23 protein-coding genes and 1 pseudogene are annotated in these 26,608 nt (G+C 34.0%); 21 read left to right on the top strand and 3 right to left on the bottom strand.

The genetic code is table 11. The features are described from left to right. Nucleotides 1-83 precede the first annotated feature (83 nt). From QJV49_RS03650 to phoU, 15 genes are all read left to right on the top strand, one after another. Nucleotides 84-1,166 carry a YdcF family protein gene (locus QJV49_RS03650; RefSeq protein ID WP_225511965.1) on the top strand — a complete coding sequence of 361 codons (1,083 nt, stop codon included), beginning with the start codon at nt 84-86 and terminating at the stop codon, nt 1,164-1,166. A 74-nt stretch (nt 1,167-1,240) separates the two neighbouring features. After that, complete coding sequence (locus QJV49_RS03645) at nt 1,241-2,236, top strand: competence protein CoiA (protein WP_225511966.1); 996 nt, start codon at nt 1,241-1,243, stop codon at nt 2,234-2,236. Nucleotides 2,237-2,299: 63 nt separating this feature from the next. Next, nucleotides 2,300-4,105: an oligoendopeptidase F gene (gene pepF / locus QJV49_RS03640; protein WP_225511967.1), complete on the top strand. Its 1,806-nt coding sequence runs from the start codon at nt 2,300-2,302 to the stop codon at nt 4,103-4,105. 2 nt (nt 4,106-4,107) lie between these two features. Beyond that, nucleotides 4,108-4,791 carry an O-methyltransferase gene (locus QJV49_RS03635; RefSeq protein WP_225511968.1) on the top strand — a complete coding sequence of 228 codons (684 nt, stop codon included), beginning with the start codon at nt 4,108-4,110 and terminating at the stop codon, nt 4,789-4,791. 152 nt (nt 4,792-4,943) lie between these two features. Beyond that, nucleotides 4,944-5,870: a peptidyl-prolyl cis-trans isomerase gene (locus QJV49_RS03630; protein ID WP_058205148.1), complete on the top strand. Its 927-nt coding sequence runs from the start codon at nt 4,944-4,946 to the stop codon at nt 5,868-5,870. A 265-nt stretch (nt 5,871-6,135) separates the two neighbouring features. Continuing rightward, the gene (gene alaS / locus QJV49_RS03625) at nt 6,136-8,754 is read left to right on the top strand and encodes an alanine--tRNA ligase (protein WP_225511969.1); all 2,619 of its coding nucleotides are present in this window, start codon (nt 6,136-6,138) and stop codon (nt 8,752-8,754) included. 106 nt (nt 8,755-8,860) lie between these two features. After that, nucleotides 8,861-9,418, top strand: a complete 558-nt coding sequence (locus QJV49_RS03620; RefSeq protein WP_225511970.1) for an SGNH/GDSL hydrolase family protein — start codon at nt 8,861-8,863, stop codon at nt 9,416-9,418. Between the two features lie 31 nt (nt 9,419-9,449). Continuing rightward, nucleotides 9,450-9,917 (top strand): SsrA-binding protein SmpB, encoded by a 468-nt coding sequence (gene smpB, locus QJV49_RS03615; protein WP_003130878.1) that lies wholly within the window; start codon nt 9,450-9,452, stop codon nt 9,915-9,917. 204 nt (nt 9,918-10,121) lie between these two features. Continuing rightward, a complete protein-coding gene (locus QJV49_RS03610; protein WP_225511971.1) occupies nt 10,122-11,018 on the top strand; it encodes a phosphate ABC transporter substrate-binding protein in 897 nt (298 codons plus the stop codon). 346 nt (nt 11,019-11,364) lie between these two features. After that, nucleotides 11,365-12,216: a phosphate ABC transporter substrate-binding protein gene (locus QJV49_RS03605; protein ID WP_225511972.1), complete on the top strand. Its 852-nt coding sequence runs from the start codon at nt 11,365-11,367 to the stop codon at nt 12,214-12,216. Nucleotides 12,217-12,334: 118 nt separating this feature from the next. After that, nucleotides 12,335-13,258: a phosphate ABC transporter permease subunit PstC gene (pstC, locus tag QJV49_RS03600; protein ID WP_225511973.1), complete on the top strand. Its 924-nt coding sequence runs from the start codon at nt 12,335-12,337 to the stop codon at nt 13,256-13,258. Beyond that, complete coding sequence (gene pstA, locus QJV49_RS03595) at nt 13,258-14,151, top strand: phosphate ABC transporter permease PstA (protein WP_003130884.1); 894 nt, start codon at nt 13,258-13,260, stop codon at nt 14,149-14,151. The genes pstC and pstA overlap by 1 nt, the downstream gene beginning before the upstream one ends. A gap of 33 nt (nt 14,152-14,184) precedes the next feature. Then, nucleotides 14,185-14,994, top strand: a complete 810-nt coding sequence (gene pstB / locus QJV49_RS03590; RefSeq protein ID WP_225511974.1) for a phosphate ABC transporter ATP-binding protein PstB — start codon at nt 14,185-14,187, stop codon at nt 14,992-14,994. Nucleotides 14,995-15,255: 261 nt separating this feature from the next. Then, nucleotides 15,256-16,017, top strand: a complete 762-nt coding sequence (gene pstB, locus QJV49_RS03585; RefSeq protein WP_003130886.1) for a phosphate ABC transporter ATP-binding protein PstB — start codon at nt 15,256-15,258, stop codon at nt 16,015-16,017. A gap of 156 nt (nt 16,018-16,173) precedes the next feature. Next, on the top strand, nt 16,174-16,827 hold the full coding sequence (phoU, locus tag QJV49_RS03580; RefSeq protein WP_003130887.1) for a phosphate signaling complex protein PhoU: 654 nt from the start codon (nt 16,174-16,176) through the stop codon (nt 16,825-16,827). A gap of 27 nt (nt 16,828-16,854) precedes the next feature. On the opposite strand, the gene QJV49_RS03575 is transcribed toward phoU, so the two are convergent. After that, a complete protein-coding gene (locus tag QJV49_RS03575) occupies nt 16,855-17,436 on the bottom strand; it encodes a histidine phosphatase family protein (RefSeq protein WP_225511975.1) in 582 nt (193 codons plus the stop codon). 21 nt (nt 17,437-17,457) lie between these two features. Beyond that, nucleotides 17,458-18,431 (bottom strand): annotated as a pseudogene (locus QJV49_RS03570) (S66 peptidase family protein). A gap of 671 nt (nt 18,432-19,102) precedes the next feature. Here QJV49_RS03570 and QJV49_RS03565 point away from each other — a divergent pair. Genes QJV49_RS03565 through QJV49_RS03540 form a run of 6 tightly spaced genes read left to right on the top strand, consistent with a single transcriptional unit; the run spans nt 19,103 to nt 24,902 of the window. Then, nucleotides 19,103-20,167, top strand: coding sequence for a radical SAM/SPASM domain-containing protein (locus tag QJV49_RS03565; RefSeq protein WP_225511976.1), 1,065 nt, complete (start codon nt 19,103-19,105; stop codon nt 20,165-20,167). Further along, nucleotides 20,164-21,405: a hypothetical protein gene (locus QJV49_RS03560; protein ID WP_225511977.1), complete on the top strand. Its 1,242-nt coding sequence runs from the start codon at nt 20,164-20,166 to the stop codon at nt 21,403-21,405. Before QJV49_RS03565 ends, QJV49_RS03560 begins: the two co-directional genes overlap by 4 nt. A gap of 35 nt (nt 21,406-21,440) precedes the next feature. Continuing rightward, nucleotides 21,441-22,292, top strand: a complete 852-nt coding sequence (locus tag QJV49_RS03555; protein WP_225511978.1) for an ABC transporter ATP-binding protein — start codon at nt 21,441-21,443, stop codon at nt 22,290-22,292. Nucleotide 22,293: 1 nt separating this feature from the next. Continuing rightward, a complete protein-coding gene (locus QJV49_RS03550) occupies nt 22,294-23,016 on the top strand; it encodes an ABC transporter permease (protein WP_225511979.1) in 723 nt (240 codons plus the stop codon). Between the two features lie 37 nt (nt 23,017-23,053). Continuing rightward, complete coding sequence (locus QJV49_RS03545; RefSeq protein WP_225511980.1) at nt 23,054-24,238, top strand: MFS transporter; 1,185 nt, start codon at nt 23,054-23,056, stop codon at nt 24,236-24,238. Continuing rightward, the gene (locus QJV49_RS03540; protein WP_225511981.1) at nt 24,225-24,902 is read left to right on the top strand and encodes an N-acetyltransferase; all 678 of its coding nucleotides are present in this window, start codon (nt 24,225-24,227) and stop codon (nt 24,900-24,902) included. The genes QJV49_RS03545 and QJV49_RS03540 overlap by 14 nt, the downstream gene beginning before the upstream one ends. Before the next feature lie 218 nt (nt 24,903-25,120). Here the strand turns inward: QJV49_RS03540 and serS are convergent, their stop codons facing one another. Further along, entirely contained in the window at nt 25,121-26,392 is a 1,272-nt protein-coding gene (serS, locus tag QJV49_RS03535; protein ID WP_225511982.1) for a serine--tRNA ligase, read from the bottom strand. Between the last annotated feature and the right edge of the window lie 216 nt (nt 26,393-26,608).

Below are 26,608 nucleotides of genomic sequence, written 5' to 3'. Positions count from 1 at the left end.
AGTTATAGTTTACAAAATTTATTCAAAAGAAGGCTTGGCGCAATTGATTGACAGTTTGCTTCAAGTCAAGGTATAATAACAGCATGGATATAAAGAATGGTTTATTTATTATTGGGGTAATCCCAACAATACTTTTTGCAGTATTAACATTTATTTTTTGGTGGAAAATTAGGAAACTGAAGGATTTAAGAACTTTGCGATTAGGGCGTTTATCTTTTTTTGCCTTACTCTTTTTGTGGATCACGATTAACGGAATTATTGGTTCGGGTTTAGTCTTAACTGAATTGCATCAAAATGTACTCTTATTTCTACTCATTGCTGAATTAGTTGGGATGTTTTTAATTATACCGATGATTATTGGGATAGTAGTACCAATAAGTATTGTTGTGTTGACAATAAAAATGTGGCGTAGAGAATCAAAATCTATAGGGAACCTCTTGTTGCCTATTGTTGTGTTGACTTTTTTAGTAGTTGACTGGATTCATCTTTCAATGGGCAGACTACCAGATAGTTGGATTTGGTTAAAAATACTAGGAATAGTTTATCCAGTTCTTTCAATTTATATTGCTTGGCAATTTGGTATTTTCTTTTTATCAAGTTGGGTGTATGGACGTCGTGTTCGAAAACAAAAAGCGGCATACCATGTTGTGTTGGGAGCCGGTTTAATTCAGGGAGAACACGTGGGTAAATTATTGGGGAATCGGATTTTGGCAGCAGTTAAAGCTGTGAAAGATAATGAAACGATTTTAGTTTTTTCAGGTGGACAAGGTCCTGACGAAAAGATTTCTGAAGCGAGAGCAATGCGAAGATATGCGGTAGAAGTTCTCGGATTTCCAATTGAACGAACAATGCTCGAAGAACAATCAAGAACGACTTATGAAAATTTGGTTTATTCTTCGCAGCTAATCAAAGAAAAATTCATGTTCTTTACGTCCGATTATCATGTATTTCGAGCGGCACTCTTTGCGGCAATGTTAAAGATTGATGCTCAAGGCGGAAGAGGTGGAAAAACAGCCATGTATTACCGTGTTCCGGCTTTTATCCGCGAATTTATAGCTGTCTTGAATTATGAAAAGAAAAAACATATGATACGGGTGGGGATTATTGTAACATTCTTTTTGGTTATTGCTATTGTTTCTCAGATTGGTTATTTTTGGAATCATTGATAGTAAAAAGTTACTGACAAAAATGCCAGTAACTTTTTTAGTTACAAACAGTTATTTTTTTCGTATAAAAAAGTATGCTGACAGCAATTGACGAAAATAAAAAAATAGTAAACTTATTAGAAATAGATGTAAAAAAACTGACAGGGAAATATTTTTGTCCCTTCTGTAAATCAGAATTATTTATAAAAAATGGTGAAATAAAAATTCCTCACTTTGCTCATAAATCTTTAAAAAGTTGTGACTTATGGACTGAAAACGAATCTGAACAACATTTGGGATTAAAAAAAATATTTTATCAATGGTTTAAAAAAACTGACAGGGTTGAAATTGAAAGATACCTTCCTGAGCTCAATCAAAGACCAGATTTATTAGTAAATGACAAAATAGCTATTGAAATCCAATGCTCCCATCTTCCGATAAAACGTCTAAAAGAAAGAACAGAAAACTACCAAAGTCATGGTTATGTAGTGATTTGGCTAATGGGCAAGGACTTATGGCTAAAAGATCAAATAACGAAACTTCAAAGGCATTTAGTCTATTTTTCAGAAAATAGAGGTTTCTATTACTGGGAGTTAGATTTCAAAGCTCAGAAGCTGAGATTGAAATCACTAATTCATGAAGATTTGCGTGGGAAAATTATTTATTTACAAGAAGAAATTTCTTTTGGGCAAGGACGACTTATTGAATGTTTAAGACTCCCTTTTTTATCACAAAAGTTACTAACAATACCACTTATTGTTGATGATAAACTACCAGATTTTATTCGTCAGCAACTTTATTATTGTTCCCCAAAATGGCTAAAACTTCAGGAAAAATATTATCAAAGAGGTAAAAATTTATTGAATTTGACATTTGAGCGTTCATTTATTGCTCCTTTAGGTTTAAATTTACTTGAAGTTTTTGATGAAGAAATTCCATTACATAAATTTACACAGATTAAGCAGAACATTAATCTTTATTATGAAAATTTTTTAATAAATTTTCAACAAAATAGCTCTGAGGCAGTCTATCCTCCACGTTTCTATGCTATAATGAAAAAGCAGAATAAGGATAAAAATAAGTATAAATGAAATTTTACTTATAAATCTTTAAAGAAAATACAAAATTATTTTGAATAAAAAGGAGTGACCTTTATGGCTAAGAACAGAAATGAAATTCCTGAAAAATTAACTTGGGATTTGACGACAATTTATAAAACGGATAAAGAATGGGAAGCAGATCTAGTAAAAATAAAAAGTGAACTTTCACTCGTTGGAGAAGCAGATCGTGGGCATTTACTTGATTCAGCTGAAAGTCTTCTGACAATTACTGAAAAAATGTTATCTATTTCTCAACAAGTTGAAAAACTATATGTTTATGCTTCAATGAAAAATGATCAAGATACACGAGAAGCTAAATATCAAGAATATCAATCAAAAGCGACTGCTCTTTATGTAAAATTTGGAGAAACATATGCCTTTTATGAACCTGAATTTTTGAAAATCACAAAAGAATCATATAACAAATGGCTGAAATCACTTCAAAAATTGAAAAAATATGACCATATGTTTGAACGATTATTTGCTAAAAAAGAGCATATCCTTAGCCAAAAAGAAGAAAAAATAGTGGCTTCCGCTGGTGAAATTTTTGAAAGTCCATCAGAAATTTTTGAAATTTTTGACAATGCAGATATTAAGTTGCCTATGGTCAAAAATGAATCGAATGAGATGATTCAACTCACACACGGAAATTACTCCTCTCTCATGGAAAGTAAAAATAGAGAAGTGCGAAAAGCAGCTTACAAAGCACTTTACAGTAATTATGAACAATATCAACATACTTATGCAAAAACTTTGCAGACCAATGTGAAAGTTCATAATTTTAATGCCCAAATCCGTTCTTATGATTCAGCTCGTGAAGCTGCTTTAGCTAATAACTTTGTTCCAGAAAAAGTTTATGATGTTTTGATGGAAGCTGTTCATCAACATTTACCACTTTTACATCGCTATATTGAACTACGCAAGAAAATTTTAGGAATTTCTGATTTCAAGATGTATGATATCTATACTCCATTATCTAATTTAGATTATAAATTTAACTATGAAGATGGAGTGAAAAAAGCAGAAGAAGTTTTAGCGATATTTGGTAAAGAATATAAAGAAAAAGTTAAAGCAGCTTTTGAACAAAGATGGATTGATGTCGAAGAAAATATCGGAAAACGTTCGGGTGCTTATTCAGGTGGATCTTATGATACCAATGCTTTTATGCTTCTCAATTGGCAAGAAACGTTAGATGATCTTTTTACTTTAGTTCATGAAATGGGGCACTCAATGCATAGTGCTTTCACGCGTGAAAACCAACCATATGTTTATGGGGATTATCCAATCTTTTTAGCTGAAATTGCCTCAACCACAAATGAAAATATTTTAACTGAGACTTTATTAAAGGAAAGTAAAAATGATAAAGAGCGCTTCGCCCTTTTGAACCACTGGCTTGATAGTTTCCGTGGAACTGTTTTCCGTCAGAGTCAATTTGCCGAATTTGAACAAAAAATTCATGAAGCAGATGCTGCCGGCGAAGTTTTAACAAGTGAGTACTTAAACTCACTTTATGGCGAAATAAATGAAAAATACTATAATTTAACAGCCAAAGAAAATCCAGAAATTCAATATGAATGGGCTAGAATTCCGCATTTTTATTATAATTTCTATGTTTTTCAATACGCAACAGGTTTTGCTGCGGCAACTTTCTTAGCTGAAAAAGTTGTTCATGGTTCAGATGAGGATCGTCAAAAATATCTTGAATATTTGAAGGCAGGTTCCTCAGCTTATCCTTTAGAAGTAATTGCCAAAGCTGGAGTAGATATGGAATCTACCGATTATTTAGATGCCGCCTTTGAGCTTTTTGAAAATCGATTGAGTGAATTAGAAAAATTAGTTGAAAAAGGAGTCCATCTTTAAAAATGGTTGAAACATATAAACGTACAAGTAACCCCATGATGAATCGACCAGTTGTCAAAGCAGAATTAGTAGAATGGATGCGTTCAAGTCAAACACAAATAACCGGAGAACTTGCAGAAGTACTGAAATTTGCTAAAGAAAATAATATTCCAGTTATCCCGCATGAGACAGTTATTTATTTTCAAATGCTATTAAGCTTGTTGCAACCAAAAAGAATTCTCGAAATCGGAACAGCAATTGGTTTTTCGGCTCTCGTAATGGCTCAAGAGGTTCCAAATGCAGAGATTGTAACAATTGACCGTAATCCTGAAATGATTGGGTTAGCTAAAAAAAATCTGGACAAGTATGACCATCGAAATCAAATTATTCTTAAAGAGGGCGATGCTGCAGATATTTTGAAAGAATTATCGGGCTCATTCGATGTAATCTTTATGGACTCAGCTAAATCAAAATATATCGAATTCCTACCAATTGCTCTAGATTTACTATCTGAAAATGGAGTGATTTTAATGGATGATATTTTTCAAGGTGGAGAAATATTGACCCCAATCATGGAAATCAAAAGAAATCAACGGGCGCTAGAGCGGGGCTTACGTAAGCTTTTTGATGAGGTCCTAGATAATCCTAAATATTTAACAAGTATTCTCCCACTTGGAGATGGCTTATTGATGATAAAGAAAGCATAAATTAAACTTTTAGGTTACCAATTCACTGATTTATATTTGGTGTATTTAAAGCTTTATTTAATTTTTTATGATATAATTGCAACAAGTTAAAAATAAAAGGATGTTTTAGGATACATTAACTAGAAACATCGAATCATGCGAAGGAGAATATCTTGAAATTCAAAAAACTCGGATTAGTTATGACTACTGTCTTTGCCGGAGCCGCACTGGTAACCTTATCTGGTTGCTCAAGTAGCGATTCAGCAAGCAAGGATATCATCACAATGAAAGGTGATACCATTCGCGTTTCTGATTTATACAAGGAAGCCAAACAATTTCCATCACAACCGACAAATACTTTACTTCAAAATTTAACTTTTGACAAAATTTTTGCTAAAGACTTTGGAAAAGAAGTCACTGATAAAGATGTTAGCAAAAAAGTTAAGTCAATCAAAGACCAATATGGTAGCCAATTTTCATCTGCTTTGCAACAACAAGGATTGACTGAAGCAAGTTTCACACCATACATGCGTACACAAATGCTTGAACAAGCAGCGATTGACCACGAAATCAAAGAAACTCAATATACAGATGCTAACCTCAAAAAAGCTTGGGAATCTTATCATCCAGATGTAACGGCTTATGTTGTTTCTGAAACATCAAAAGATGCAGCAACAAAAGCATTGGATGCCGCTAAAAAAGATGATGCTGGTAAAGCAAGCTTTGAAAAAACAAATGCTGAAAGCAAAGTAACATTTAATTCAACTTCAACAAGTGTTCCAACAGAAGTTCAAACAGCTGCTTTCAAATTAAAAAATGGCGAGTTTTCAGATGTCATTGAATCTACAAGTTCATCAACAGGTGCTACTTCTTACTATATTGTTGAAATGGTAAAAACATCTGAAAAAGGAACTGACATGAACAAGTACAAAAAAGAACTTCAAAATGTCATTAAAACTGAAAAAGAACAAGATACAACATTTGTAAGTGGTGTTATTGCTAAATACCTCAAAAAGAATAACGTAACTGTGAAAGAATCTGCATTTGCATCACTCTTCTCACAATTTACACAAACATCAAGTTCTTCATCATCTAAATAATTTAGATAATAGAAATTAACTTTAAAGAGAGCTCTAAACGGTGAGAATGAGCAAGTTAAAAAAAGTGCTTATAGCAGCGATAACTGCTTTAACAACCGAACTAAGATGATAGAAATTCTATCGTGAATAAGGGTGGTACCGCGGTATAACTGTATACGCCCCTTTGTTTACGGTAGAATTTTATTGTTTTATTGTGAAAACATTAACAAAGTATATGAAATAAGTTTATCGTTAGACTTTAAACTTTATATAAAAGGAGAAAATAATGAAAACCATGACTTCGGCAGAAGTTCGCCAAATGTTCCTCGACTTTTTCAAATCAAAAGGTCACACTGTTGAACCTTCTCAAAGTCTTGTTCCTGTAAATGACCCGACTTTGCTTTGGATAAATTCAGGAGTAGCAACACTAAAAAAATATTTTGATGGTTCAGTAGTGCCAGAAAATCCTAGATTGACTAATGCTCAAAAGGCTATTCGGACAAATGATATTGAGAATGTTGGTAAAACAGCACGTCACCATACCATGTTTGAAATGCTTGGTAACTTCTCAATTGGTGATTACTTCCGTAAAGAAGCGATTGCTTTTGCTTGGGAATTATTGACAAGTTCTGAATGGTTTGAATTCCCAGCAGAAAAACTTTATATCACTTATTACCCAGCTGATAAGGATACTTATAATCGTTGGGTTGAAGTTGGGGTAGACCCAGCACACCTTGTTCCAATTGAAGACAACTTCTGGGAAATTGGTGCTGGTCCTTCTGGTCCAGATACAGAAATTTTCTTTGACCGTGGAGAAGTTTATGACCCAGAACATGTGGGCTTAAAATTGTTGGCAGAAGACATTGAAAATGACCGTTATATTGAAATCTGGAACATTGTTCTTTCACAATTTAATGCAGATCCATCAATCCCTCGTTCAGAATATCCTGAATTGCCACAAAAAAATATTGATACGGGGATGGGACTCGAACGAATGGTTTGCATTATTCAAGGTGGAAAAACAAACTTTGATACAGACTTATTCTTACCAATCATTCGTGAAATTGAAAAACTATCTGGAAAAACATATAGTCCAGACAGCGAAAATATGAGTTTCAAAGTAATTGCTGACCATATTCGCTCACTCTCATTTGCTATCGGTGATGGTGCTTTGCCAGGAAATGAAGGACGTGGTTATGTTTTACGTCGCTTACTTCGTCGCGCGGTTATGCATGGTAAAAAATTGGGAATTCAAGGAAAATTCTTAGCTTCACTTGTTCCAACTGTTGGTAAAATCATGCAATCTTACTATCCAGAAGTGCTTGAAAAAGAAGACTTCATCATGCAAATTATTGATCGTGAAGAGGAAACTTTCAACCGCACGATTGATGCCGGTCAAAAATTGATTGATGAACTTTTGGTAAATCTTAAAGCTGAAGGAAGAGATAGACTTGAAGGGGCAGATATTTTCCGCCTCTACGATACTTATGGTTTCCCTGTGGAATTGACAGAAGAATTGGCAGAAGATGAAGGATTCAAAATTGACCACGAAGGATTCAAAGTAGCCATGAAAGCTCAACAAGAGCGTGCACGTGCTGCTGTTGTCAAAGGTGGTTCAATGGGCGCTCAAAATGAGACATTGTCATCTATTGAAGTAGAATCAGAATTCCTTTATGAAGATAAGACTGCTCAAGGAAAATTACTTGTTGCTATACAAGACGATGAAATTGTTGATGAAGTTTCTGGTAAAGCTCAACTTGTTTTTGATGTGACTCCTTTTTATGCTGAAATGGGTGGTCAAGTGGCTGACCATGGAGTAATTAAAGATGCTGAGGGTCAAGTTGTGGCGAATGTATTAGATGTACAACATGCGCCTCATGGTCAAAATCTTCATTCTGTTGAAACTCTTTCACCACTTAAAGTTGGCGAAAACTATACTTTAGAGATTGACAAAGAACGTCGTTCTGCTGTTGTAAAAAACCATACAGCGACTCACTTACTTCATGCTGCTTTGCATAATATTGTTGGGAATCATGCACTACAAGCTGGTTCACTTAATGAGGTTGAATTCTTACGTTTTGACTTTACTCACTTTGCACAAGTGACTAAAGAAGAATTGGCTGAGATTGAACGTCAAGTTAATGAAGTAATTTGGCAATCATTAAAGGTTGAAACCGTTGAAACTGATATTGCTACAGCCAAAGAAATGGGAGCTATGGCCCTCTTTGGTGAGAAATATGGGAAAAACGTTCGCGTTGTAAAAATTGGTGACTACTCTATCGAACTTTGTGGTGGAACACATACACAAACAACTTCTGAAATTGGTTTATTCAAGATTGTTAAAGAAGAAGGAATTGGTTCTGGTGTTCGCCGGATTATTGCTGTGACAGGTCAAAAAGCTTATGAAGCTTTTAAAGATGCTGAAAATACTTTGAATGAAGTAGCAACAATGGTTAAAGCGCCCCAAACTTCACAAGTTTTAGCAAAAGTTACTAGCTTACAAGATGAGCTTAAAACAGCTCAAAAAGAAAATGATGCTTTGGCTGGAAAACTTGCAGCAAGTCAATCAGATGAAATTTTCAAAAATGTGCAAACAACTGGCTCTCTAAACTTTATCGCCAGTGAAGTAACTGTTCCTGACGCTAATGGTTTGCGTAATTTGGCAGATATTTGGAAACAAAAAGAGCTTTCAGATGTTCTTGTTTTAGTTGCCAAAATTGGTGAAAAAGTAAGCCTTTTAGTGGCTTCTAAATCATCAGATGTAAAAGCAGGTAATTTAGTTAAAGAATTAGCACCTTTTGTTGATGGTCGTGGTGGTGGAAAACCAGATATGGCAATGGCTGGTGGTTCAAAAGCAGCAGGAATTCCTGAACTTTTGGCCGCAGTCGCTGAAAAATTAGCTTAAAAAGATAAATATCGTAGATTTTCTACGATATTTTTTTATTTTTTTTGATATGTGTCAATAAATATTTATGGTAAAATGATAAAAATACTTGAAAGAGATGCTTAAAATGAAGATCACAATTTTTGGAGATTCAATTACCAATAGTTTTGGAATGGATGAAGGGGGGTCGTCAAATATTATTGCAAGATTAATCGAGGAAAAAGAGCCCAGGCTGAAAGTGTTACTTCATGGAATTAATGGAGATGATACTTATGGTGGACTTCTACGTCTAAAATATGTTCTAGAGGAAGAAGCGGACTTAAATTTTATTTTTTTTGGGGCAAATGATGCTTCACCTTATCATTTGATTCGACCGGCAGAATTTCGCGAAAATTTATTAAAAATGATTTCACAGTTGGGGGTAGAAAGAACGGTTCTAATTACTCCTCCTTTTTATAATGATGATGAACCGACACATTATAGTAAGCTTTCCGAGGTTGAACTTTTTAGAGAAGTCACATTAAATTTAGGCAAAGAAAAATCACTTAAGGTGATTGATATTTTTCAGATAATGAAGAGGTCTGAAAATCCTAAAAATTTGTTGAGAGCTGATGGTTTACATTTTACCTTAAGAGCTTATGAGTTGTTGGTCAGAGAGATTTTATCTGTCATTAAAAATCCTTAAATAAATGTTCTTTTTGTGGTAAAATGAGGGCATGGTAAAAAATACAGAAGATAAGCCTTTAGCTCAGAACAAAAAGGCTCGGCATGATTATGAAATTTACGAAACTTTTGAAGCAGGAATTGTGCTGACAGGAACGGAGATTAAGTCTGTTCGTCAAGCAAAAATTCAATTAAAAGATGGATTTGCCAGAGTTCGTAATGGAGAAGTTTGGTTATCAAATGTTCATATTGCTCCTTTTGAGCAGGGAAATATTTTTAATGTTGAAGAATTGCGTACGCGAAAACTATTACTAAATAAAAAAGAAATTGCTAAGATTGATAAGGAATTATCAGGAACAGGAATTACTTTTATTCCTTTAAAAGTTTATTTAAAAAACGGTTTTGCTAAGGTCTTGATGGGACTGGCTCGTGGTAAAAAAGATTACGATAAACGCGAAACGCTCAAACGTAAAGAACAAAATCGGGATATCGCAAGACAAATCAAAGCTTACAACCGTTAAAAAATCACTGATAAATCTGTCAGTGTTTTTTTACTGACAGAATTGTCGTCAGTAAAAAAGTTTTCTAGATAAAAATCTCGTTTACAATCCATTTACCTTGTATTTACTATGTGTTTACACCCAGTGCCTTCTTTCGATGATAGAATAGTTTTGTAAGCAAAAACGCTTAACAACTTATTTAGAAATTAATTGGAGAAACTTCTCATGAAAAAGAAAATTCTTGTTGGTCTTATTACTGCTGGTGCATTGTTAACTTTGGCAGCTTGTGGTTCATCAAACGGCTCATCATCAAGTAGCTCAAGTTCTTCTGACAAAGCTCTGTCAGGAAAAATTATTGCTGGAGGTTCAACTGCTCTTCAACCATTAGCACAACAATCGTCAACAGAATTTATGGCAAAAAATACTGGGGTTCAAGTGACTGTGCAAGGTGGAGGTTCTGGTGTTGGTTTGACACAAGTTGCAGCTGGTTCTTTCCAAATTGGGAACTCTGATATTTTTGCTGAAGAAAAATCAGGAATTGATGCTTCTACAATTACTGACCATAAAGTAGCGGTTGTTGGTTTTGCACCGATTGTTAACGCAAAAATTGATGTTAAAAATTTAACTTCTCAACAATTGCAAGATGTTTTCACTGGGAAGGTGACAAACTGGAAAGATGTGGGCGGTTCAGACCAAAAAATTACGGTTATCGGACGGACTGAGGGTTCTGGAACTCGCGTAAACTTTGATAAATTCGCACTTGGTGGAGCAACAGAGGTTAAAGGTCCAACACAAGATGCTTCAGGATCAGTTGTTCAAATGGTAGGTCAAACGCCAGGAGCGATTTCATATGTGGCACTTTCTTATGTTGATACAAGTAAAGACATCAAAGATATTTCAATTGATGGTGTTGAGCCAACAGAAGCAAATGTTGTAACTAATGACTACAAAGTTTGGTCTTACGAACATATGTACACCAATACTAAGAAAGAAACTGCAGCAGATAAAGCTTTCATTAAATATGTGGCAGAAAACAAAAAAGACATCAAAAAATTGGGATACATTCCAATCAGTGACATGAAAGTTGAACGTGATGCTGACGGAAATATCACTAAGAAATAATACTGACAGTAAGTCAATTTCAAAATAATTTAAGTCTGTCAGTAAATTTAACAATTAATAAATTAGTTTATAACCATAGGATTCAAAGCAATAAAAATTTTCTTCTTCATAAATTAAAATTTTAAAGTTTGACTCCTTTTTTATAAAAATTTTATCAGTTAACATAAACAGGATGAACTGATGAGAGCCTATCTTTAAATTTTTCTTCATTATTCTTTCCCTAAAAGACAGGAAATTGCTCACTCTTTTTTAGAGTTGGGCATTTTCCCGTATTATTTACAAAACATTTACATAAGAACGCTATCATCAACCGCTCATTGATAGGCCATTATGGTATAATTAAGCTATGAAGAAGAAAATTTTTATTGCTTTGATGGCCAGTGTGAGTTTATTTACATTGGCAGCTTGTGGTTCTGGAAATAAACAGGTCACAGCGGGTGGCTCAACTGCCTTGCAACCCATGGTTGAACATGCTTCTATGGCATATATGAAGCAAAATCCTGATGAAATTATTATGGTTCAAGGTGGTGGTTCTGGTGTCGGATTGGCTCAAGTTGCGGCTGGTTCTTTCCAAATTGGGAATTCTGATATTTTCGCTGAAGAAAAATCAGGAATAGCAGCTGATAAAATTATTGACCATAAAGTTGCTGTCATTGGTTTTGCACCAATTATCAACAAAAAGTTAAAAGTTTCAAATTTGACTCAACAAGAACTGATTGATATTTTCACTGGTAAAATTACCAACTGGAAAGAAGTAGGAGGTCAAGACCAAAAAATTACGGTCATTGGTCGTACTGCTGGTTCAGGAACGCGAGTAAATTTTGATAAATATGCTTTGAATGGTGCCACAGAAGTGAATGGTCCAACCCAAGATGCTTCAGGTTCTGTTGTCCAATTAGTTGGGCAAACGCCAGGGGCTATTTCGTATGTTGCTTTCAGTTACACCAACAAACCCGGTGTAAAGGCGGTTAATGTTGATGGTGTTGAGCCAACTTATGACAATGTAAAAACTAATGCATGGAAAATTTGGTCATATGAGCATATGTACACCAACAAATCTCGTAAGAATACAATCGAAAATAAATTTATCGAATATGTTCAAAATGATAAGAAAACCCTAGAGCATCTTGGTTATATCCGGGTTTCTGAAATGAAGGTTGACCGTGATGCGAAAGGAAATGTTGAAAAAATTAAATAATTACTGATGGAAATTAAACTTATCCTCCGTCAGTAAAAATTAGTCAAAATAAGTTTAATCAATAACTTCATTTGCATTAATCAGATAGATGCAAATTAACAAAAATAGTTAGGTCCCTATGGAAAATTCAAAAATCAAAGAAAAATTGCTTTCAAGCAATAAAAATTCAAGACTTGAAAAATTTGGTAAGAGTTTAACTTTCTTATGTATTGCCCTCATTGTCTTTGTTGTAGGTGCAATTCTCGTCTTCATTGCTCAAAAAGGTCTGTCAACTTTCTATTCAGATGGTGTTAATCCTTTCCGTTTCCTTTTTGGAACGAATTGGTCACCAGGTAATCTTGGCCCTGACGGTAAACCTGCAGTTGGTGCATTGCCGATGTTCACGGGGTCATTGATTGTTACTGTACTTTCAGCCCTCGTTGCCACTCCATTTGCTATTGGTGCGGGAATTTATATGACAGAAATTTCACCGAAATATGGTAAAAAGATTTTACAACCTGTCATTGAACTCCTTGTTGGTATCCCATCAGTTGTTTATGGTTTCATTGGTTTAACTGTTGTTGTTCCAGCCATTCGTAATGTTTTTGGCGGAACTGGTTTGGGTCTCTTGTCAGGTGTGTTTGTACTCTTTGTCATGATTTTACCAACCGTAACTTCAATGACTGTGGATGCTATGAAAGCTGTTCCTTCTTATTATAAAGAAGCATCACTCGGGCTTGGTGCAACGCGTTGGCAAACAATTTGGCGTGTTCTTCTAAGAGCGGCAACACCAGGAATTTTGACTGCTGTTATCTTTGGTATGGCGCGTGCTTTTGGTGAAGCTCTTGCTATTCAAATGGTGGTTGGTAATGCAGTGACAATGCCAAAAGATTTGATTTCACCAGCTTCAACCTTGACTTCAATCTTGACATCAGGAATTCCAAATGCAACACCTGGTATTCAATTGAATGCACTTTGGTCACTTGCTTTACTCCTTTTGATTATGTCACTCTTTTTCAACCTCGCAATGCGTGCTATTGCTAAGAAAGGAAGTCTTAAATAATGAACGCTAAACGCTCTGACAAGATTGCCACTGGTGTCCTTTACGTCCTTTCTGGCATCATTGTTCTTATCCTCGCTTTTTTACTGGCTTATATTTTAATTAAAGGTTTGCCAGTTATCTTTAAAGATCCTAAATTCATCATCACTGCGTCAAATCCATTGACAGGTGGTGGGATTGCCGTACAACTTTTTAACTCTGTTTATCTTTTGATTGTAACTTTGATTATTTCTGTTCCTTTATCACTTGGTGCAGGGATTTATCTGTCTGAGTATGCGAATCAAAAACATTGGTTAACTGGTGTTGTTCGCTCAGCTATTGAAGTTTTATCTTCACTTCCTTCAATCGTTGTTGGACTTTTCGGGATGTTAATTTTCGTATTACAATTTGGTCTTGGATTTTCAGTTTTATCAGGTGCCTTGGCACTGACTGTTTTCAACTTACCATTGATGACTAGGAATGTTGAAGAATCACTTCGAGCAATTCCAACTTCACAGCGTGAAGGTGGTTTGGCACTCGGAATGTCACGTTGGGAAACGGCAACACAAGTAATTTTACCAGCTGCTGTTCCCGGAATCATTACTGGGGTTATCTTATCTTCAGGACGTGTCTTTGGTGAAGCTGCGGCTTTGATTTACACTGCTGGACAAACGAACTTACCAATTAACTGGGCAAACTGGAATCCGATGAGCTTGACTTCGCCGCTCTCACTTTTCAGACCAGCTGAAACTTTGGCTGTTCATATCTGGGCACTTAACACCGAGGGAACGATTTCAACAGCACAACAAATTTCTGCAGGAGCTTCAGCAGTATTGATTATCTTTGTTCTCCTCTTTAACTTGGGGGCACGTTTCCTTGGAAATCGAATTCACAAGAAGTTAACATCTTCTAACTAAGAAAATCAAAGATTTTATAGAGAAAGAATAATTATGGCAACAACATATGACTGGTCTCAGCGCAAAATTATGGTGCCTGAGAAAGAAGAAATTGCATTATCAACAAATGATTTGCGTGTTTTCTATAATGGAACAAAAGAAGCAATCCATGGTGTAACAATGTCTTTTCCTAAGAATGAAATCACTGCACTTATTGGTCCTTCAGGTTCTGGTAAATCAACCTATTTACGTGCTTTGAATCGCATGAATGATACAATTGATGGCGCTCGGGTGACTGGCGAAATCAATTATGAAGGGGTCAATATTAACGAAAATAAAGTAAATGTTTTCGAAGTTCGTAAGCAAATTGGGATGGTTTTCCAAAGACCTAATCCATTTCCAAAATCAATTTATGAAAATATTGCCTTCATTCATCGTCGTGATGGCGTGAGAGACAAGAAAAAACTGGATGAGATTGTTGAAACTTCATTGAAGCAAGCTGCTTTGTGGGATCAAGTAAAAGATAATCTAAATCAATCAGCCCTTGCCATGTCTGGTGGACAAGCACAGCGCTTATGTATTGCAAGAGCATTGTCGGTCAAACCAGAAATTATTTTGATGGATGAACCAGCATCAGCTCTTGACCCAATTTCAACGATGCAAATTGAAGAAACAATGATGGAGCTTAAAGAAAATTATACGATTATCATTGTGACTCATAATATGGCTCAGGCTTCTCGGGCCTCTGACAATACAGCTTTCTTCTATTCAGGAGATTTGATTGAGTATGATAAAACAAGCACAATTTTTACTCAACCTAGTTTGCAATCAACAGAAGATTATGTTTCTGGTCACTTTGGTTAAGAGCTAAATAAATCACAAATTTGTCATCAATATTTGATAAAAATTACTGACAAGACTACAAATTGATTAAATCTTTTCTGTCAGCAAAAAAATACTGACAGAAAGTTGAAAAATTTTTTGTCATAGAACAGTCGTTTGTACTTTGCCCTACCAGCAAGTGCTTCAGCGCTTAGTTGGAATGGACAGCGTAGTGCGCCGCACGTAGATAGTGCATTACGAAGGTGCTAGTAGTTCTATCAGTAAATTATAAAAAGGTAAAATATGGAAAAAGAAGCAGTTTTAACCGTCAGCGACTTATCGCTTTATTACAGCAAGAAAAAAGCGTTGAATACGATAAACATGACATTCTATAAGAATGAAATTACAGCGCTCATTGGTCCATCAGGATGTGGAAAATCAACGCTTTTACGTTCAATCAATCGAATGAATGATTTGATTCCAACAGTAACAATTACTGGAGCCATTGATTATAAAGGTAAAAATATTTACAGTCCTAAAGTTGATACTGTTGATTTACGTAAAGAAATTGGCATGGTTTTCCAACAACCCAATCCATTTCCATTTTCAATTTATGAAAATGTGGTTTATGGATTGCGTTTAAAAGGAGTGAAAGATAAGGCACTTCTTGATGAAGTGGTGGAAAATTCACTCAAAGCAGCAAATATTTGGGATGAAGTTAAGGATATTTTGCACAGTTCAGCACTTGGACTTTCAGGTGGGCAACAACAAAGGGTTTGTATCGCACGTGTCCTTGCTGTCAATCCCGAAATTATCCTAATGGACGAACCAACATCAGCCCTTGACCCAATTTCAGCGGCTCGTGTCGAAGAAACCATGCTTGAACTTAAAAAAGATTATACAATCGCCATTGTTACACATAGTATGCAACAAGCATCACGAATTTCAGACCGTACCGCCTTTATGTTAGACGGAAATCTGATTGAGTATAATGATACGAAAAGTATTTTCTTAAATCCAGAAAAACAAGAAACTTCTGATTATATTTCTGGTAAATTTGGATAAATTTTACTGACAGGCTTTGATGCTGACTTTAGAATGGAACGTCTAGCCAAAAGGCGAAGCGAGATATTTCATTAGCATTCATTAAAGAAAGCGAAATAGCGTTGATTTAATGAATGTATCATAATAACATTACTATAAAAACAAAGAGGGGTAATTATGTTGCGTACACAATTTGAAGAAGATCTTAATAAACTTCATAATCAATTTTACTCAATGGGCACGCAAGTTTCTGCTCAATTGAATAAGGCCGTTCGTGCCTTTGTTAGCCATGATCGTGATTTGGCTGAACAAGTCATTGAAGGCGACCATGCCATTAATGACCAAGAAAAAAGTCTTGAAAATCAATCATTAGAAATGATTGCACTTCAACAACCGGTTTCTAGCGATTTAAGAACAATCATCACCGTTCTAAAAGCTTCATCTGACCTTGAGAGAATGGGTGACCATGTTGCATCTATTGCTAAGGCAACCATTTCACTTAAAGGTGAAGAAAGAATTCATGTAGTTGAAGAAGATATTAGCTTACTCGGTGAAAAAGTTAAATCTATCGTTGATGCTTCACTCAATGCTTATATTCAAGGTAATGATAAACGGGCTCATGAAATTGCTGAACAACAATATGTCATCAAAAGTATGAGTCATGAAATTCAAGAAAAAATTCTTGACGGAATGAAAGAAAACTCTGAAACAGTAACAACAGGTAAAGAATACTTGTTGACACTAGTTTACTTAGAACGAATTACCGGTTATGCGGTCAATCTCTGTGAGTGGATTGTTTACTTGAATTCTGGAAACATTATTGAACTATAAAATAAAAAGTTACTGACAGTAGTTCTATCAGTAACTTTTTTTATTGTCATAATCAATTTCAATGACTTGGTGGGTCAGATAATTATTTTCAGCAAAGTCCATTTTGATGACATAAGGCATTTTTCCAGCTAAAGATTGAAAATCTTGAAACTGAAAGTCTGGTCGATAAAAATTTAAAATGGTAGAAAGAGAAGTACCATGTGTTCCGATGGCAACTTTTTGATTTTTAGAAGTTGCTAAAATCTGTTCAAGGGCTGAAATATTGCGATTTTGGACTTCACGTAAGGATTCTCCGTCAGCAAATTTATAATCAAAATCATTCCATTGTCGCTTAGCAAAGGGCCAAAAATCAGCTATTTCATGACCAACATTTCTTTCTCTCAAATCAGAAATGAGTTGAATTTCAAGATTTTTAGAGTGAGCAAGAGGATTCAGGGTACGAACAGAACGTTGAAATGGACTGGAAAAAATTTGCTCGATTGATACATTTGCAAAAGCATCAGCCAAGATAAGTGCGCGTTTTTCACCTTCGGCAGTCAGCGGAACATCCATATCGTCATAGGCTGCATTATCTCTAAGAGAATGTCGAATAAAATAAACTTCAGTCATGTGACTCTCCTTTTTGATGTTCTAGCCTTCTAAGATTTCAATTTTTAAAGGCTGTGTGGAAATTTCTGCTTGCCCTCCCAGAGGAAAAGTAAAAATCGGTTGAGTATGTCCAAAATCGACATCATAGACGACTGGAATTGTTTTTAAGTGAGGATATTTATCTAAAATAAAGTGTAAAATTTCCTCGGTCATCCCCTCTTCCTTAGGAAAACGACCAATGACAAGCCCAGCAATATCTGGATAAATTTGCAGAAAATGAGCTAATTCTCGGTCCCAATCATAAAAATCTTCACCTTCAGCATTTTCTAAAAAAGCAATTGGTTGATTGGATTTGACCTGAGCACTGGTTCCTGTCACAAGCATCAAGGTATTTAGATTTCCGCCAATAATTTCCCCTGTCGCTTTGCCATGATTATATATTTTCCAGGCAGCAGGCAGAAGATGACGAGCTTGAGTGGGGTCATACCAAGCATCACTCGTGTAGAAATCGCTGGCATTTAAAGAATAAGTTGACTGACCAGCGACTGCATTTTGCCAAGAATTAGTTTGAAAGTCTTGTAATTCATCCATTAAAAAGGCTATATAACCTGGACCATAGTAAGTGACCAAGCCAGTTTTAGCGAAAATAGCTTGGTGAAGAACAGTGATATCAGAAAATCCACAGAAAATTTTAGGATTATTTTTTACAATGTTCCAATCAATATAAGGAAGAAGTTCATTAGAGTTAAAGCCACCAATGGTACATAAAACAGCTTTGACATTAGGGTCTGAAAATGCTGCATGGAAATCTGCAAGTCGTGAATTAATCGAACTTGATTCAAGCAAATCATTTTCTAAAATATGCTGACCAAAAGTAACCTGATAACCAAGTGCTTCAAGACGAGCTTTTGCTTTTATTTATCTTCAAATTTTCCAGTCCGAGTCAAAGAAGAACTAGGTGAAATCACACGGATTTCATCCCCTTTTTGTAATTTTTCAGGAAATATTTTATTCATTCATCAAAGCCCTCCGTCAGTAAATTGAACTAATTATAGCATTTACTGACAGCATTGTCATCAAAAATATTTAAAGATTTTAATTTAGGATTATATTTTGAAAGTTGCTGACAGAAATTTCTGTCAGTATTTTTTATGTTCGATTAACTTTTGGAATATATGACAAAAGAAAAATAAAATTAATTTTTTTAAGTCGTTAACCAAAGATACTGTGTAAGAACTGACGATAATATAAGAAAATAAAAAACTAAGAAGACGTTATAATCCAAGGCTTTCGAGCAATAAAATCATCTTTTGGCATATATTCCAAAACTTTTTCACAGAATTTTCAGAGTGCTATAATGGTTTTATCAATTGAAATAGTGGATTTGATTGATTATTTTAGCTTCATTAGTTGCAAATAACGGAGTTGAAATAAAGTAAAATTAGAAATCCCTAGCTACTTTTAAGCGCAAAAAGTATTCAGGAGAAAGGAGTTTAGAATGTCAAAAGAACAAAAACGTATTATACTCTTTGGCAAGAGTGAAACACGCATTGTTTCAAACGAGTCTAGTTGGAATAATGATTCTGCTTGCCTTCCTCTTCTTGAAACTAAGTAAGAAGCTGACTAAAGATTCTATCTAAAAAATAAAGGTCAAAGATTTCTTTGACCTTTTATGAAAGGAAAAGTTATGAAGAAACCTTTTACAGGATTACATTTTGAACTTACAAATCAATGTAATTTAAGATGTACGCATTGCTATAATATTGACTATTTAGATTCTTCTGATGATGATATCGATGTTGAAACTATAAAAAGAATCATTGATAAGTCGTTAGAAATTGGTTGTAGAGATATCGGATTTTCAGGTGGGGAACCATTTATGAGAAAAGATATTTTAGAACTGATTACATACGCCAAAGACCATCCAATACATATTTTAACAAATGGGATGCTTATATCACAAAAAGTAATTAATCAGCTTAATGCAATTAAAGACTTACTTATTGAGTTTAGAATAAGTATCGACGGATTAGAAAGCTATAAAAATATTCGTGGTGTCCCTTATAAATATGCACTAAATGGAGTAAAGCGATTATTGGATAATGGATATGTCACCACAGTAAATACTATGATTACTAACGAAAATATTGATGAACTTATGGAAATGTATGAATTATTCAAAAATATGGGTGTTGATAGGTGGCGGCTTGGGTTTATTTTTGGACAAGGAAATGCAAGTAAGAATAGTTTGAAATTCGAGGGAACGGAGGAACAATTTTTTAAAATTAAAGAGCTTATCGTTAAACACATGAAGGAACCAGAAGTTTTTGAATTAGATGTCAGTAAGCTCTATCGGTCTGGAATTTTTGAAGGGGCGCATCTTGTTCAATATAACTTAGATAGTCGTCCATGTTCTTATCAAGGAGCACTTACTGTTCGTCCTAATGGGGATGTAACTTATTGTCCTTCTTTGGATATGTCCTATGGGAATATTTTAAAAGATCCTATAGATAAAATTTTGAATAATCCAGAATGGTTGAGAGTCTATAATTTTACTCCACGTCAACTCCCACAAAAATGTCAAAACTGTGATTTATTGAAACATTGTGGTGGGGGGTGTCGAGCAGATAGTTACTACGATAGTAATGATTTATATAGTTACTCTGAATTAACTTGTAAACTTGTAGAATTTTATGCGCGTGAAATTTATCCACTCTTATCCCAAATAATATCAGAGCCGTTTATTATATGAAAACAAAAAATAAAAACATACTTTGGGCGCTAACAGCTTGCTTTTTTGGAAGTTTTTCGGGACAATTTTTGAGTTTTGGCATTGGTTTAATTATTTTATTAAAATCCAAATCAGCGCTTATTTTTGGGATATCACAATTTTTAGGACCAGTTGTCTGCTTTATTTTTACAAAGCAAATGAAACAAGTTTTGGAAAAATATAAAATTTCTTCAATTTTAAAAATATCACTTTTTTCTACAATAATTATTTCATTATTGATAGGAGTAGCTTTATGGCTTATTTCTAGTTCAGCTTTTCTATTCATTTCAATAATTATATTATTAACAATTAATTCGATTTTCGGTCAAATATTTTCCATTTCATACAATGTTTCTTGCCAATTTATTGTGAAGTCTGAAGAAGAACTTAAAAGATTAAAATCACTAGAAGAAATCATAGGTGCCATTGCCCTCATTCTCAGCCCTCTTTTAGCTGCGGCACTTTTTACGATATTAAATTCTACAACATATATTGTTCTTAGTACGACTATTGATTTTATTACCCTTTTTATGATTTCACGTTTAATATTTTTTAACAAGAGATATGAGCGAAGAGATAAAAGAAGTGATTCTGCCCTTTCAGCAAATGTTAATAAAAGTAAAAATTTTTCTTCACATATACAAACTCTTCTTTTTGTTATCTTACCAAGCATTATATCTATTAGTTTTTCATCAATAAACGTAGGATTACCATTTGTTCAAATTAACAAATTATCATTATCCACTTTCCAATATGCTTTCACAAAAATTTTGTGGGCTGTTGGAATGTTAATATCAGGATTATTTTTAATCAAAAGTTTGGAAAAAGAGGCAAAATTAGCAGATTTACCAAAATCAATATTTTTAATGGGAAGTATAGTAGTTCTTTTTTCGGTATTACTTTATACCAAATATACTTCACCGTTTTTAAGTATCAGTCTATTTAATTTATTTTTCTCAGCAATTATTGTTAGATACCGAGTGAGCCTATCTGTAAATACTTTGAACTATTTTTCAGAAAGTGCATTAAATAATATTTTAACAAGGCAAAAAAATTATGACCAACTTTTCAGATCATTAAGCATCATTTTGTTTGGTTATCTTTACGATAGAGCCAATTTCAGCGAAATTTTTTTAATAACGGGAAGCTTAATGATAATAGTAAGTTTATTTTATATAAAAATTTTGTATTATTGGCATGACCCATATAAAGTTTATTAATGCACTGGGTATTATGAGTGTAGTGAGGTAAAATCATGAAAGAAGTCATAAAAGTCACTCATCTCTCAAAATCATTTGAAGATAATCCGATTATCAAAGACATCTCTTTTTCTGTCAATGAAGGAGAAATTTTTATTATCTTAGGGAAAAATGGTGCAGGAAAAACGACATTGATTAAGATGTTGCTCCGTATTCTTGCACAGGATTCCGGAGAAATCGATTACTACGGGAAATCTATCGACACTTATGGTCAAAAAATTTATGAAATGACCTCAGCGGTCTTAGAAAATGCAGAAAATACTTATGGTTATCTAACAGCGATTGAAAATATCGAATATTTCGCAGCACTTTACAAACGAAAAATCAAAAAGCAAGAAATCTTACAACTTTTAGAACAATTTGACCTGAAAGAAGCAGCGAATAAACGCCTTTTCAACTTTTCAAGAGGAATGAAACAAAAATTATCTATTATTTGTAGCTTACTCAATGATGCAAAAATTTTGTTCTTAGATGAGCCGACTTTGGGACTGGATTTTAAAGCCAATCGTGACTTACTGGATATGGTCAAGAAAATGTCAAAAGAACATAATAAAACAATTATCCTAACCACACATCAAACCGATGTCATCAAAGCCCTTGCCGATAGAGTTCTCTTATTAAACAAAGGAGAAATTTCATTTTTAGGAAAATATGAATCTTTTATTTTAGAAAATTCTCTTGCCTATTACCTTATTAGAACAAGTACTGACAGCTATCAACTTACAGATGAAAAGTTGGCAGAAGAAAAATTAAAAAAATTGATAGAAGAGGGCGAAAAAATTCTCTCTTACAAAAAACATGACCGATCAATAGAAGAAATTTTAATTGATTATTATAAAGGAGAGTAAAATGTTTAGAGCAGAATTTAAACGAGAACTAAGAGAAACTTTAGTCTTTTATCCAGATTTTATCTCAAGTTTAGTGATGATGGTTATTCTTTTATCTGTATTTATGATTCTGGGACAGCATTTTACAAGTTCGAGCTATATTGGTTATGCTTTTTGGTTTTTGCTCAGCGGTGTTTTGACTGTTGCGTCAGAATCAATTTCTTATGAAAAACAAGTGGGAACTTTTGAACAATTGATTCTAAAACCCATCCGATTGATTTATATCTTGTTTATTAAATCAATTGTTTGGGGAATTTTTAATTTTATTAGAATAATGATTGCAACGATCATTGTCTGCCTTTTTTATCAAATTCATATAAAGTTAAGTTGGTTTTCTTTAACCGCTTTAGTCATTAATTTTTTTGCAATTGTTGGATTTTCCATGATATTCTCAGGACTGACTTTGAAATTTACTAAAATCGCTTCTTTTGTCGGAATTATCCAGTACCTCTTACTTTTTGCATCAGGAACACTAATTTCTTTGGATAAAATGCCACAAATTTTAGTTGTACTAACCAAAATTTTACCTATTAATCTTGGTTTAAAGGTAAGCCAAAATTCGTTTAATTTTCTTACTTTTCTACTCCTTATTCTACAAATGATTATCTATATGATTATAGGAACAGCCACTTTTACTTATGTCTATAATCGTGCAAAAAAGAAGGGAATTAATTCAAGGTATTGACAATGAAACGTCATAGCCTATTTCATGGAGCATATCAATGTATAAAAAAATGTCTTTATTTCTTGGAATAAATCTTCTAGTATCATTTGCTGGCACTTTGTTTCAGATGAATATTCTTTGGAGAATTTTTACCAATCATGAGCAACTTCAGACCATTGTTCTTGTTTTAAGCTCATCTTTTATTCTTCAATCCATTTTTTCACTTGTAGCTGGTGTAATTGCTGACTCCTATCCTAAAAAGAGATTATTATTGATAAGTATTGTCAGTTTTATTTTGGTTATTATTGGAGTTTATTTCATAAAGATTGATAATGCTCGAATTATTTTTTATCTCCTATTTACGGCAATTAGCACCCTGTTTCAACGCGGAATTATCACACTTGTTGCCTCAACTTTGTCAACAAATGAATATATAAAATATGACTCCATCAGCGTTTTATCCACACAGGTCACAGCAGTTTTAAACAATATTTTAGCAGGTCTTATTATTACTTTTCTTGGGCTCAATTATATTTATCTTTTAGTGCTTTTACTATTTATTTTGTCCTTCTTTGTGACTTATTTCCTTATTCCTAATGAAAGAAAACAGGAGATAAAGAAAAAGGAAAATACTTTTCCTCTTTCGTTTATTAAAGAAAAAATTTTGTCAGATAAGAAAATAATCATTTTCATGATTCTTCTATTTTTTTTAAATTTAGATTATGGATATATTCCAAATATCCTACCGTTCTTCATGTTGCAAAGTACAAAAAGTCTTTCTCCTCTGTTTTTATCATTATTAAAGTCTTCCACTAATATAGGCGAAAGTTTGGCATCTATCGTCATTATTCGCTTTAGTAAAAAAGTCTCACAAATGACGAAAATTGGTCTTTTAGGTTCAGCTTTTTGTTTTATTTTTTTGCCAATGATTAATAAATTTATATTTGTTATCTTTCTTGTTCTCCTTTTTTATGGATTTTTTGATACCTTTACTCAACCCTTATTTAGCTATTTTGTAAGTTCTATTGATTCCTCGGTTCGTGGGCGAATTATTGGGGTCATTGATTGTGTCGTCTATATTGCAGCCCCTATTGGAATGATTCTTGGAAATGCAGTTAGCCATTTTGGTTTGATTCCACTTGGAGCTGCAATAGCGACTGTATTTTTACTGACCTACCTGATACTAGTTCAGACAAAAATTTATCGAAATATTGATTTAGAGGCAAATAATGAATCTGAATAAAAAGTTCCTAAAAAACGAGTTAATTTGGCTAGCTTCTATAGGCTGTGAAATTATTGAAACTGATTCTTATATTATCGTGAAAAATAAACTGATTAAAACAGAGGATTTTAATTTCTTATTATTGAAAAGAATAATTCCTGAGATAAAAATAATAAAAATAATGAAAAATCACCATTTACAATTTTTAAAAGTTGCTGAGAAGATTGTATCATATACGAATTTTATTAAAGAGCGGACTGAAGACATTAACTATGTCGCAAATTATAATAGAGAAGCTTTAGATTTTCTAATGAAAAAGAGTGATAATTTGTATATATCCTCAGAAAAAAAGTGGGCGGTCATATTTCCACAAGAAAGATTATTTTCAAAAACTATTGTTCCTTATACGATTTGTTGGGGAAGTGATAGGATAGGGAAAATTTGTCTAGTATTTTTAGATGATATCATTGGAATTTACGATTTTGAAATTTATCCTCCATTTAGAAATAAAGGATACGCTAAGCAGTTCTTTAGTTCCTTATTAGATAAAGGTAGTAGTAGTCAAACACATCAAGTCTTTATTCAAACTTGGCGTGAAAATATTTCTGCTAATAATTTATATTTCTCTCAGGGTTTCAAAGTTTTAGATAAATACTATTATTTCAAACTTAAGAATATTTATTAGCAATAGTTGAATCACAAGTTTACTGATAGAAATTCTGTCATAGGATATTCGTTTGTACTTTGCCCTGACAGCAAGCGCTTCAGCGCTTAGTTGGAATGGACAGCGTAGTGCGCAGCACGTAGATAGTACATTACGAATATGCTAGTAGTCCCATCAGTAATCTTCAACAAAAAAATCTACTGACAAGTCCAAAAAATTTCTGTCAGTAGATTTTTTTATTATTTAATTACTTCAAGTCCACCCATATATGGGCGAAGAACTTCAGGGACAGTGATTGAGCCATCTTCATTTTGATAATTTTCAAGGATAGCAGCCACAGTACGTCCAACGGCAAGTCCAGAACCATTCAAAGTGTGAAGAAGTTGAACTTTACCATCTTCGTCACGATAACGAATTTGGGCACGGCGTGCTTGGAAATCTTCACAGTTTGAACATGAAGAAATTTCACGGTAAGTATTTTGCGCAGGAATCCAAACTTCTAAATCATAAGTTTTAGCAGCAGAGAATCCCATGTCACCAGTTGACAAAGCCACAACACGGTAAGCAAGACCCAATTTTTGCAGAATATTTTCAGCGTTTGCTGTCATTTTTTCAAGTTCATCATAAGATTGGTCAGGTTTAGTAAATTTAACCATTTCAACTTTATGGAATTGGTGCAAACGAATCAAACCACGAGTATCACGACCAGCAGAACCAGCTTCAGAACGGAAAGAAGGACTCATTGCTGTGAATTTGATTGGCAATTCTGCGCCATCCAAAATTTCCCCACGATAGTAGTTAGTCAAAGGAACTTCAGCAGTTGGAATTAAAACAAAACCACGGTCATCTTTCAATTCAAAAGTGTCTTCTTTAAATTTAGGATATTGACCAGTTCCAAACATTGACTCTTGATTAACCATATAAGGAGTGATCATTTCAGTATAACCTTCTTTACCGTGCTCATCAAGCATGAAGTTATAAAGTGCACGTTCAAGTCTTGCGCCAGCACCTTTGTAGAAAAGGAAGCGTGAACCAGTGACTTTACCACCACGTTCCCAATCCAAAATTCCTAAATCTTCACCCAAATCCCAGTGAGCTTTAGGTTCAAAATTGAAAGTTGGAGTTTGACCAACACGACGAACCTCAACATTATCATCTTCATCAGCACCAATTGGTGTACTTTCATGAGGAAGATTTGGCAACATGATAATGATTTCATTCAAGTTTTCTTCGATTTCAGCAAGTTCAGCATCAATGGCTTTGATTTCAGCAGAAACTTTTTGCATTGCAGCAATTTGTGCGCTGGCATCGCCTTTTGCACGTTTTACTTGAGAAATTTCATCAGAAACGCTATTACGTTCAGCTTTCAAAGCCTCAGATTTTACAATGAGTTCACGACGTTTAATGTCTAAGTCATGAAGTTTTTCAAGTTTCTCTTTTTCAACACCACGAGTGGCTAATTTTGCAGCAACACCGTCAAAATCAGCACGAATTTTTTTAATATCAAGCATAAGCTCTCCTTTATTTTTATATAAAACTTACTGACAAGAATATTTTAGAAAAAGTTCTGTCAGTAGAAAAAAAGCGCCCAAATTCAAAAAGAATTAGGGCGCGGTAATCGCACGGTTCCACCTAAATTATCTATTTATTTACTGACGAAAACTGATATTCAAGCTGTCAGTAAAAATAGAACTCAAGTCGCTTGTAACGTAAGCAGACGTTCTCAT

This window comes from Lactococcus sp. NH2-7C (assembly GCF_029953655.1).
Classification (GTDB): Bacteria; Bacillota; Bacilli; order Lactobacillales; family Streptococcaceae; genus Lactococcus; species Lactococcus lactis.
Note: the sequence above shows the minus strand (reverse complement) of the source record. Positions and strands in the feature narration are given on the sequence as shown.

Coding starts and splice junctions, on each gene's coding strand:
- QJV49_RS03650 (WP_225511965.1), top strand. CDS start 84: ATGGATATAAAGAATGGTTTATTTATTATTGGGGTAATCCCAACAATA.
- QJV49_RS03645 (WP_225511966.1), top strand. CDS start 1,241: ATGCTGACAGCAATTGACGAAAATAAAAAAATAGTAAACTTATTAGAA.
- pepF (WP_225511967.1), top strand. CDS start 2,300: ATGGCTAAGAACAGAAATGAAATTCCTGAAAAATTAACTTGGGATTTG.
- QJV49_RS03635 (WP_225511968.1), top strand. CDS start 4,108: ATGGTTGAAACATATAAACGTACAAGTAACCCCATGATGAATCGACCA.
- alaS (WP_225511969.1), top strand. CDS start 6,136: ATGAAAACCATGACTTCGGCAGAAGTTCGCCAAATGTTCCTCGACTTT.
- QJV49_RS03620 (WP_225511970.1), top strand. CDS start 8,861: ATGAAGATCACAATTTTTGGAGATTCAATTACCAATAGTTTTGGAATG.
- smpB (WP_003130878.1), top strand. CDS start 9,450: ATGGTAAAAAATACAGAAGATAAGCCTTTAGCTCAGAACAAAAAGGCT.
- QJV49_RS03610 (WP_225511971.1), top strand. CDS start 10,122: ATGAAAAAGAAAATTCTTGTTGGTCTTATTACTGCTGGTGCATTGTTA.
- QJV49_RS03605 (WP_225511972.1), top strand. CDS start 11,365: ATGAAGAAGAAAATTTTTATTGCTTTGATGGCCAGTGTGAGTTTATTT.
- pstC (WP_225511973.1), top strand. CDS start 12,335: ATGGAAAATTCAAAAATCAAAGAAAAATTGCTTTCAAGCAATAAAAAT.
- pstA (WP_003130884.1), top strand. CDS start 13,258: ATGAACGCTAAACGCTCTGACAAGATTGCCACTGGTGTCCTTTACGTC.
- pstB (WP_225511974.1), top strand. CDS start 14,185: ATGGCAACAACATATGACTGGTCTCAGCGCAAAATTATGGTGCCTGAG.
- pstB (WP_003130886.1), top strand. CDS start 15,256: ATGGAAAAAGAAGCAGTTTTAACCGTCAGCGACTTATCGCTTTATTAC.
- phoU (WP_003130887.1), top strand. CDS start 16,174: ATGTTGCGTACACAATTTGAAGAAGATCTTAATAAACTTCATAATCAA.
- QJV49_RS03575 (WP_225511975.1), bottom strand. CDS start 17,436: ATGACTGAAGTTTATTTTATTCGACATTCTCTTAGAGATAATGCAGCC.
- QJV49_RS03565 (WP_225511976.1), top strand. CDS start 19,103: ATGAAGAAACCTTTTACAGGATTACATTTTGAACTTACAAATCAATGT.
- QJV49_RS03560 (WP_225511977.1), top strand. CDS start 20,164: ATGAAAACAAAAAATAAAAACATACTTTGGGCGCTAACAGCTTGCTTT.
- QJV49_RS03555 (WP_225511978.1), top strand. CDS start 21,441: ATGAAAGAAGTCATAAAAGTCACTCATCTCTCAAAATCATTTGAAGAT.
- QJV49_RS03550 (WP_225511979.1), top strand. CDS start 22,294: ATGTTTAGAGCAGAATTTAAACGAGAACTAAGAGAAACTTTAGTCTTT.
- QJV49_RS03545 (WP_225511980.1), top strand. CDS start 23,054: ATGTATAAAAAAATGTCTTTATTTCTTGGAATAAATCTTCTAGTATCA.
- QJV49_RS03540 (WP_225511981.1), top strand. CDS start 24,225: ATGAATCTGAATAAAAAGTTCCTAAAAAACGAGTTAATTTGGCTAGCT.
- serS (WP_225511982.1), bottom strand. CDS start 26,392: ATGCTTGATATTAAAAAAATTCGTGCTGATTTTGACGGTGTTGCTGCA.